Origin of the sequence: Flavobacterium sp. 1355 (genome assembly GCF_017833415.1) — a bacterium.
Lineage (GTDB): Bacteria > Bacteroidota > Bacteroidia > Flavobacteriales > Flavobacteriaceae > Flavobacterium.
On sequence record NZ_JAFICC010000023.1, the window covers coordinates 46,750 to 56,805 of the forward strand.

Genomic DNA, 10,056 nt, shown 5'->3' on the forward strand with positions numbered 1-10,056 from the left:
AGATAATTTAAAAATATAAATTATGATAAAAAATTTCAAATGGCTTTTATTGGTGTCGTTAACCTTTATGGCTTGTAATAGTGACGATGATGTTGCTGCTGTTGTAGATTCATCTGACGGATTGCCTTTAACATCAGGGAGTGCAAATTTTTCAAACTATGTTGCTTTGGGTGATTCTTTTGCAGCAGGTTTTAGTGATAATGCTTTGTTTATAAAAGGACAGGAAGGGGCTTATCCAAATATATTGGCACAACAATTTGCCTTAGTTGGCGGAGGAGATTTCAAAACTCCGTTTGCAAAAGATAATATTGGTGGATTGCTGTTGGGTGGAAATGTTATTTTTGGACCTAGATTGTATTTTAATGTTAAACCTATTCCGGTAGATGGAGTGCCAACAACCGAAGTGACAGCACACTTGTCAGGCAACTTTAATAATTTAGGAGTACCGGGAGCCAAAAGTTTTCATCTATTAGCACCTGGCTATGGTAATCCTGCCGGAGTGGCATTAGGAACCGCAAATCCATATTTTGCCCGTTTTGCATCAAGTACAACAACAACAGTTTTGGCAGATGCTTTAAGTCAGAATCCTACTTTTTTCTCTTTATGGATTGGTGGTAATGATGAGTTGGGTTATGCTACTGCTGGTGGAGATCCTGCCGTGAATGCCTTAACACCACCTGCAACTTTTGAAGCAGCATACAAAGCTTTGGTTGCTCAGCTTGTAAATGGTGGAAGAAAAGGGGTTGTGGCTAACTTGCCTGTTATAATAACACTTCCACATTTTCATGTTATAGCTTACAATCAATTAACTCAAAATGATTTAACCCTTAATGGGGTGAATTTAGTAAGTACACTAAATACTCAGTTATATGGTCCATTACACAATGCATTAGCATATTTGGGTCAGGGAGACAGAATTAAACTTTTGTCTACAACAGGAAATAATCCTTTGCTTATGATTGATGAAAATTTGCCGGATTTGTCAGCTAGCTTAAAAGCGGTGTTAATGGGTGGAGGATTAGACGCAACTACTGCAACAGTAATGGGTCAGATTTTTGGAAGAGCAAGACAAGCCTTACCAACTGATTTAATTTGCTTAGGCGCTTCTTCCCGAATAGGTAAAGCTCCAAGTGTGGCGGCAGATGGGATTGCTTCGCCTTCACCTTCGTTATCGCAATTAGGAGTTACTTTTCCTTTACCGGACAGGTATGTTTTACTTCCTTCTGAGGTAGCAGAGATTGAAACTGCTACAACTGCGTATAATTTAGTAATTAAGGCGGCAGCAGAGGCTAATGGTTTAGCGATTGTAGATGCCAAAGCAATTATGGATGACTTAAATAAACCAAATGGAATTGTGGCTAATAATTATACATTGAAAGCTACATTTGTTACAGGCGGTATGTTTTCTCTGGATGGAGTTCATCCTTCACCAAGGGGTTATGCTTTTATTGCAAATAAATTTATCGAAGCTATCAATGCAAAATATGGCTCTAATTTAAGAGGGGTGAATATTGGTAATTACCCAATTTTATATCCAAAAACTCTTCCGTAAGGCAAAAATTTAATATCAAAAAGCCACTCATTTCTAAAATGCAGTGGCTTTTTTATTTAACTAAAAAATTACCATTTTAGATATTTGAAGGCCGACTTTTAAGAATCAAACAAAAACGTACTATTTTTTATAAAAAAAGTATTGATTTTTTATTTTAAAAAATTATCTTTGCGCTCTGAAAAAAGAGGTATTTTCGATAAACCTAAATAGCTATTTAATAAATACATAAGTAATGTCAAAAGTAATAGGAAAAGTTGCTCAAATCATTGGACCAGTAGTTGACGTAGTTTTCAACGGTAAGGATGTTGAACTTCCAAAAATTTATGATTCACTAGAAATCACAAAAAAAGATGGAACATTATTAGTTCTAGAAGTACAATCTCACATTGGTGAAAACACTGTTCGTACCATTTCTATGGACTCAACAGATGGTTTAAGCAGAGGATATGAAGTAGTTGGAACTGGTAACCCAATCCAAATGCCAATCGGTCCGGATGTATATGGAAGATTATTTAATGTTGTTGGAGATGCCATTGATGGTTTAGGTGAATTGCCTAAAACTGGAGAAAATGGTTTGCCTATTCACAGACCAGCTCCTAAATTCGAAGATTTATCAACTTCATCTGAAGTTTTATTTACAGGTATTAAAGTAATCGATTTGATTGAGCCTTATGCAAAAGGAGGTAAAATTGGATTGTTTGGTGGTGCTGGTGTTGGTAAAACAGTATTGATTCAGGAGTTGATCAACAATATCGCAAAAGGTCACGGTGGACTTTCAGTATTCGCAGGAGTAGGAGAAAGAACACGTGAAGGAAATGACTTGCTTCGTGAGATGTTAGAGTCAGGAATTATTAAATACGGTGATGATTTCATGCACTCTATGGAAAATGGAGGATGGGATTTATCTAAAGTAGATATGCCAGGAATGAGAGAGTCAAAAGCTACTTTCGTTTTCGGACAAATGAATGAGCCACCTGGAGCTCGTGCACGTGTGGCACTTTCAGGATTATCTATCGCTGAGTATTTCCGTGATGGAGCTGGATCAGACCAAGGTAAGGATGTATTATTCTTCGTTGATAATATCTTCCGTTTTACACAAGCAGGTTCTGAGGTATCAGCACTTTTAGGACGTATGCCTTCTGCAGTAGGATACCAACCAACTTTGGCAACAGAGATGGGAGCTATGCAAGAGCGTATTACATCTACAAACAAAGGATCTATTACATCTGTACAAGCTGTTTACGTACCTGCGGATGACTTAACTGACCCGGCGCCGGCTACAACTTTCGCCCACTTAGATGCTACAACAGTATTGTCTCGTAAAATTGCTGAGCTAGGTATTTATCCGGCGGTTGACCCGTTAGATTCTACTTCAAGAATTTTGACTCCTCAAATTTTAGGAAACGAGCATTATGACTGTGCACAAAGAGTAAAAGAAATTCTTCAAAAATACAAACAATTGCAGGATATTATCGCGATTTTAGGTATGGAAGAGTTATCTGAAGAAGATAAACTTTCTGTATCAAGAGCACGTCGTGTACAACGTTTCTTATCTCAGCCTTTCCACGTAGCGGAGCAATTTACAGGTATTCCTGGAGTATTGGTTGATATTAAAGATACTATCAAAGGTTTCAATATGATTATCGACGGTGAATTAGATCACCTTCCGGAAGCAGCTTTCAACTTGAAAGGTTCTATTCAGGATGCAATCGAAGCTGGAGAAAAAATGTTGGCTGAAGCATAAAAATAAAGTTAAAAGTTAGAGGTTAGAAGTTAGGCGTTTTGTCTCTAACTTCTAACTTTTAACAAATAACTTCTAACTTAAAAAATATGATTTTAGAAATAGTATCACCAGAAGCAAAATTATTTTCAGGAGAAGTAACTTCGGTTACATTACCTGGAGTCGATGGAAGCTTTCAAATATTGAATCATCACGCTCCTATTGTTTCTATTCTAGAAAAAGGAACTATTAAAATTGTAGCACCAAGCTTCAGTTTTTCTAAAGAAGTTGCGGATAAATTCACGAAAGTAAATGACCAGACTTATACTTTAGATATTGTGTCAGGTACTATCGAAATGAAAGACAATAAAATAATTGTTTTAGCAGATTAAGACAATTTTTAAATAATTTTAAAAAGCCAAACATTAGTGTTTGGCTTTTTTTATTTTTGGTGAATGAAAGAAATAACCGAATTTGAAGTTTCTATTTTTGAAGGTAAACGCGCATGGTACGAGTTATTGCTTGCAGCAATATTTTATAGTGCTTTCATTTACATGGTAACTCTAACAATTTATTATGGATTTATTGAAAAATCTGTACAAATTTTTATAAGAGCATTTGTCACATTACTGATATGTGGCACATACAGTATTGTTTATGGATTGAGGTTCTCTGCAACAAAAAATTTGTTGATAGATGTAGATACGAATTTGATTGTATCGAGATATGTGGTTGGTCCATTTTCATACGATGCGAAATCAAAAGTTACGGAATTTGAATATGTTTCTTTTTATGAAGATCGATATGGTTGTTTCGGAACTAATCTATGGTATGTTAAGAATAAACATTACAAAATGTATAGTTTTGAAAATAAAGAAGCGGCTTATCAATTTGCACTGGAGATTTCTAATAAACTAAATATTGACTTACTTGATGCCACAGAAAAAGGAAACTTTCAATGGATTGAGAAACAGAATTTAAATAAGTAAGACCAACTTCATAGTTTTTTATCTTGAAAACTGTTATGGTTAATCAAGTAATCAAAACAAATTCTTCAGACAAGCACCTTTTATAACTAATATTTAAAATCTGATTTTAAACACCGGGTTATATAATCCCGCTGTTTGTTTATATTGAGTTCTATTTCATAACTTTGTTTTATGAACTTACCAGAAAATCTTAATCAGAAACTCGAAGCCAGAAAGCAAAATAATGCTTTAAGAAAACTGCCAAGTTTTAATAATCTTGTCGATTTTTCTTCAAACGATTATATAGGTTTTTCAAAATCAGAAACTATTTTTAAACTGGCCCATCATTATTTGATCGAGAATGAGATTATTCAGAATGGAGCAACGGGATCACGATTAATTTCCGGAAACCATTCGCTTTATCAAATTGCAGAATTATTTATTGCTGAATTTCATGACGCAGAAACGGCGTTAATTTTTAATTCGGGCTACGATGCCAATGTTGGCTTTTTTAGCGCTGTACCGCAAAGGAATGATGTTATTTTGTATGATGAGTTAAGTCATGCTTCTATTCGTGATGGAATTTCAATGTCAAATGCCAAATCATATAAATTCAATCATAATGATTTTGAGGATTTGGAACGTCTTATTGAAAAATTTCCTGCTGTAAATATTTATATTGTGACCGAAACAGTTTTTTCTATGGACGGCGATAGTCCAAACTTAGAAGAACTTGTTTTGTTGTCTGAAAAGTATAATTGTTATTTGGTTGTGGATGAAGCACATACTTTGGGCGTTTTTGGAGATAAAGGCGAAGGGCTTATTCAGGATTTACAATTGCATAATCGTATTTTTGCACGAATTATGACATTTGGAAAAGGATTGGGTTGTCATGGTGCAGCTATATTAGGAAGTTCAGCGCTAAAAGAATATTTAGTAAACTTTGCCAGGAGTTTTATCTACACCACGGGATTGTCACCACATTCTGTTTCGACAATTTTAACAGCTTACCAACAGTTAGAAAATGAAAAGGAAACGATTAATAAATTACGTCAGAATATTATATTTTTTAATCAGCAAAAGAACTTGTTGGGACTCAAGCCCATATTTGTCCGGAGCAAATCTTCAATCCAATCTGCCATAATTCCGGGCAATGAAAATGCAAAACTCATAGCACAGGAATTACAGGATAAAGGATTTGATATAAAAGCTATACTGTCACCGACAGTACCCGAAGGACAGGAACGACTTCGTTTTTGTATTCATAGTTATAATTCGGAAGAAGAAATAAGCGCAGTTCTGGAGTTGTTACGTAACTTTGTATTTTAAATGGAAGAAAATTTTAAATTAGTTAAGAGTTATCAATATTCATCAGAAGCAAAAATTTTCAGTAGTAAATTAGAATCTGAAGGAATTAGAGTTTATCTGAGAGATATTCATATAATCGATTCAAATCCGCATTTGAGTACTGCTGTCGGAGGAGTTAAACTTTTTGTTGAAAGCAAAGATTTTGAAAAAGCTCAAAAAAGTCTGTCTGAAATCAGCCCATATTCATTAGATGAAAATAATGAACCAATCAAATGTCCGAAATGCAAAGCTGAGGCGATAGAAATGACTACTTCAATTAAAGATTTAAAAACACTTTTTGCCTTTATTTTTTCATTGTTCTTTGTCTTAATACCTTTTTATTCCAAATATCGGTATAAATGCAATATTTGTAAATTTGAATTTAATTAAATGAAATTATTTGTAACAGGAATTTCAACAGATGTTGGTAAAACCATTACTTCTGCCATAATAGTAGAAGCCTTAGAAGCTGATTACTGGAAACCAATTCAGGCCGGAGATTTAGATAACTCGGATAGTCACAAAATCAAATCAAAAATCTCAAATACAAAAACTAAGATTTTTGACAACAGCTATAAACTTAATACACCGGCAAGCCCGCACCTGGCTGCTGAAATTGACGGAATCACAATAGATTTAAAAAAAGTAAAAGAACCAAAAACCGACAATCATTTAGTGATTGAAGGTGCTGGCGGAATTTTTGTTCCGCTAAACAAAAAGGACACAATTATAGATTTGATTCAGTCAGATTATAAAATAATTGTGGTTTCAAGGCATTATCTGGGAAGCATCAATCATACATTATTAACTATTGAAGCTATAAAAAATCGTGGTTTTGACGTTCATGGAATCATCTTTAGCGGAAGCGAAAATAAATCTACCGAAGATTTAATTCTAAATAAAACCGGAATAAAATCTATCGGAAGAATTGATGAAGAACCTTATTTTGATCAAAATGTAATTATGGAATATGCCGATTTATTTAGGCATAATTTATTATCGTTAGAGAAATCTAAAATCTAAATCAGAAATCTACAATATTATCAGATGACTTTATCAGAAAAAGACAGCCAGTATTTATGGCACCCCTATACACAACATAAAACCTCGCAGACTCCAATTGCAATTTCCAGAGGAGAAGGCGCTTTGCTTTGGGACGAAAATAATAAGGAATATATTGACGCGATTGCATCCTGGTGGGTAAATCCGTTTGGACACAGCAACAAATTTATTGCCGATGCTATATACAAACAGCTTACCACTCTTGAGCATGTTTTGTTTGGCGGTTTTACACATGAACCGGCGATAAAAGTGGCAGAAAAATTAATGGAAATTCTTCCGAAAAATCAACAGAAAATTTTTTTTTCAGATAATGGTTCAACAGCTGTTGAAGTGGCCATAAAGGTTGCGTTGCAATATTTCTTTAATAAAAATGAAAAACGAACTACCATAATTGCTTTTGAAAATGCTTTTCATGGAGATACTTTTGCAGCTATGGCAGCAAGTGGCATTTCATTTTACACTCAGGCCTTTCAGGGAATGTTTATAGATGTTGTTAGAATCCCGGTTCCGGTTGAAGGGCAGGAGCAGGTAAGTTTTGATGCCTTAAATGAGGTAATTAAAAGTCATAATTGTGCAGGCTTTATTTTTGAACCACTGGTACAAGGTGCAGCCGGAATGGTGATGTATGAACCGGAAGCTCTGGCAAAACTAATTCAGATTTGTAAAAAAAATAAAGTGTTGACAATTGCTGATGAAGTAATGACCGGTTTTGGTAAAACAGGAAAAACATTTGCGATGGATTATGTTTCTGAAACTCCGGATATGATTTGTCTGTCTAAGGCCTTAACAGGAGGAACAATTCCGATGGCAATTACGACTTTTACACAGGATGTTTTTGATGCATTTTATGATGATGATATTAATAAAGCATTATTTCACGGACATACTTTTACGGCAAATCCAACAGGTTGTGCTGCAGCTCTGGCAAGTATCGATTTATTGAAGACGAATGAAATGCAAGCCAATATTGAAAGAATAAATAAGAGTCATTTAAGCTTTCAGAAGAAAATTGAAAATCATCCAAAAGTGATAACGGCAAGAACTTTGGGAGTTATTTTTGCAGTTGAAATAAAATCAGACTCAGAAGAAAGTTATTATGGTTCAATGCGTACCAAACTATATAATTTTTTTATTGAAAAAGGAGTTGTTTTAAGGCCGGTTGGCAATATTGTTTATATCTTGCCACCATACATTATGACAGACAAACAGCTTGAGAAAGTATATCTGACAATTGAAGAAGCTATTGAAATGGTTTAATACTCAGCTCAGATAATCTCTATCAGAATCATTTTTAAATAATACATCCTGCGGACTTTTGCATAAACTTTGCGAACTTTGCGATTAAATAATCTACATTGAATACAAAAATTGCCATAACAGCCTTTTCTTCTATTTCTCCTTTGGGTAATAATCCTGAAGAAATCTGGAAAAAATATCTGAATAATCAGCATTGTTTTTCGAAACAATTTTTAGATCAGCAGGAAACTTCTGTTGCTGCTTTAGAAGCCGAATCGAAACAAATTGTTGCAGAAATTCGCGAATCAGATATTAAATATAAATTTCTGGATGATTCTGTTCTGTTTGCCTTGGCAGCTTCGAGAAAAGCCATTGAAAAAGCAGGTTGGGGTAAAAATGATATTTTCGGTATAAATATTGGTTCTTCACGTGGTGCTACAGATCTTTTTGAAAAGCATTATAAAGAATATATTGATACGGGGAAAGCGCAGACTTTGGCTTCGCCGACAACAACTTTGGGAAATATTTCCTCCTGGATTGCACATGATCTGCAAACTACTGGCCCTGAAATTTCGCATTCTATTACCTGTTCTACAGCTCTTCATGCACTTCTAAATGGTGTTGCATGGCTAAAATCAGGAATGGCAGATAAGTTTTTAGTTGGCGGTAGTGAAGCTCCCTTGACCGATTTTACAATTGCTCAGATGAGAGCATTAAAAATATATTCAAGAATTAATCAAAACAATGAGGCTTGGCCAAACCTGGCTTTTGATTTTGAAAAAACGCAAAATACCATGATTTTAGGTGAAGGTGCAGCAGTTTGTTGCCTGGAAGCCGGAGAAAAGGAAAATGCTATTGCATATGTTACGGGCGTCGGTTATGCAACGGAGATTTTAGAACATAATATTTCAATTTCAGCAGAAGCCGATTGTTTCCAAAAATCTATGAAAATGGCTTTGCAGGAAACTAATTTAGAAGAAGTAGATGCTATTGTAATGCATGCTCCCGGAACAATAAAAGGAGATTTGACAGAATTGCGCGCAATTGAAAAAGTTTTTGGCGAACAGATACCGTTATTAACGACAAATAAATGGAAGATTGGACACACTTTTGGAGCTTCCGGTATATTAAGTTTAGAACTGGCTCTGTTAATGATGAAGTATGATACGTTTGTTGGAGTGCCTTTTGCTAAGCACAAAAAGCAAATAAAACCACTGAAAAAGATATTAATTAATGCTGTTGGTTTTGGAGGAAATGCAGTTAGCATCCTGATTGAAAAAGCGTAATTGAAAAACACATAAAAAAAATCCATTTGTCTTTCGGCAAATGGATTTTTTTATTGGGCTCAAGCTAAGATTTCTCTGTTATTGAAAGATAATCTTTTTGGCTGTAGTGTAATTGTTGTCTAAGGTTACCTTTACCAGCAGGACCTGATTGGCTGCCTGCAGGTTTGGAATCTGTAATTCTGTTGTTCCGGCTTTCTTCTTATTGTAAAGAAGTTTTCCCGAAACATCAAAGATCGTAACCTCCTTAATGGTTTGCCTGGCCGAATTGACTTTGATTACCTTGTTCTTAACCGAAACCAAAATGCCGTTCTCCGTATCTTCAAAATCTCCGGTGCCCAGTGTTTTGTTGGTATAACGCAATACCAGACGATCGTTAAAGTTACCGGCTGCTGTGGTAAAGGTAAACTTACCGGCTTTCAGATCATGGATCACCCCGGTTGTCTTGTCCTCGATATAAACAGCTTGGCTGGCAAGATCACCATCGGCCTGATCAATTGAAATGGTAAAATCACCTGCAATTGTAGTTCGGTATCCCAAAGGCACCACATCGGTATCGGCAAAAGGCAGTGAACGTCCCTGAATGGTAAATTTATCCTGATTATTGACACTGTAGAAATCAACATATATGTTTCCGTCAAAAGTTGCTCCGTCATAGTTTTTGTCAAACCCGTTTGTCGCTCCGTCTACATATCCTACCAGCATCTGCTTGAATGCCCCTTTGTCATTGGTCAGGTTAAGCCAGATGCGGTGCGTGTCTGTTGCCGTTTCTTTGCCTGTTTTTCCGGGTTTAAAGAACTGGCCGTTCTCAGGTCCGCCTTCACGCATTCCGTTATTGAACTGAACAGTTCCGTCAGTAGCTGCGCTGGCAAAGAAGGATTGCCCAGC

General features: G+C 35.6%; 10 protein-coding genes. 9 read left to right on the plus strand and 1 reads right to left on the minus strand.

Features of this window, described 5'->3' with window-relative positions; genetic code table 11:
• Positions 1 to 22 precede the first annotated feature (22 nt).
• The 9 genes from JOD96_RS21875 to JOD96_RS21915 all read left to right on the plus strand — a co-directional run bounded on the left by JOD96_RS21875 (position 23) and on the right by JOD96_RS21915 (position 9,171).
• Complete coding sequence (locus JOD96_RS21875; protein WP_209566364.1) at positions 23 to 1,552, plus strand: SGNH/GDSL hydrolase family protein; 1,530 nt, start codon at positions 23 to 25, stop codon at positions 1,550 to 1,552.
• 232 nt (positions 1,553 to 1,784) lie between these two features.
• The gene (gene atpD, locus JOD96_RS21880; protein ID WP_209566365.1) at positions 1,785 to 3,296 is read left to right on the plus strand and encodes a F0F1 ATP synthase subunit beta; all 1,512 of its coding nucleotides are present in this window, start codon (positions 1,785 to 1,787) and stop codon (positions 3,294 to 3,296) included.
• Positions 3,297 to 3,382: 86 nt separating this feature from the next.
• Positions 3,383 to 3,664, plus strand: a complete 282-nt coding sequence (locus JOD96_RS21885; RefSeq protein WP_116753850.1) for a F0F1 ATP synthase subunit epsilon — start codon at positions 3,383 to 3,385, stop codon at positions 3,662 to 3,664.
• Between the two features lie 63 nt (positions 3,665 to 3,727).
• The gene (locus JOD96_RS21890) at positions 3,728 to 4,261 is read left to right on the plus strand and encodes a hypothetical protein (protein ID WP_209566366.1); all 534 of its coding nucleotides are present in this window, start codon (positions 3,728 to 3,730) and stop codon (positions 4,259 to 4,261) included.
• A gap of 171 nt (positions 4,262 to 4,432) precedes the next feature.
• On the plus strand, positions 4,433 to 5,569 hold the full coding sequence (locus JOD96_RS21895) for an aminotransferase class I/II-fold pyridoxal phosphate-dependent enzyme (RefSeq protein WP_209566367.1): 1,137 nt from the start codon (positions 4,433 to 4,435) through the stop codon (positions 5,567 to 5,569).
• On the plus strand, positions 5,570 to 5,977 hold the full coding sequence (locus JOD96_RS21900; protein WP_209566368.1) for a DUF2007 domain-containing protein: 408 nt from the start codon (positions 5,570 to 5,572) through the stop codon (positions 5,975 to 5,977).
• The gene (bioD, locus tag JOD96_RS21905) at positions 5,978 to 6,610 is read left to right on the plus strand and encodes a dethiobiotin synthase (RefSeq protein ID WP_209566369.1); all 633 of its coding nucleotides are present in this window, start codon (positions 5,978 to 5,980) and stop codon (positions 6,608 to 6,610) included.
• Positions 6,611 to 6,634: 24 nt separating this feature from the next.
• Positions 6,635 to 7,906, plus strand: coding sequence for an adenosylmethionine--8-amino-7-oxononanoate transaminase (gene bioA / locus JOD96_RS21910; RefSeq protein WP_209566370.1), 1,272 nt, complete (start codon positions 6,635 to 6,637; stop codon positions 7,904 to 7,906).
• Between the two features lie 98 nt (positions 7,907 to 8,004).
• A complete protein-coding gene (locus tag JOD96_RS21915) occupies positions 8,005 to 9,171 on the plus strand; it encodes a beta-ketoacyl synthase N-terminal-like domain-containing protein (protein WP_209566371.1) in 1,167 nt (388 codons plus the stop codon).
• Positions 9,172 to 9,249: 78 nt separating this feature from the next.
• On the opposite strand, the gene JOD96_RS21920 is transcribed toward JOD96_RS21915, so the two are convergent.
• Positions 9,250 to 10,056: T9SS sorting signal type C domain-containing protein (locus tag JOD96_RS21920; protein ID WP_209566372.1), on the minus strand; the 807-nt coding region annotated here is incomplete at its 5' end.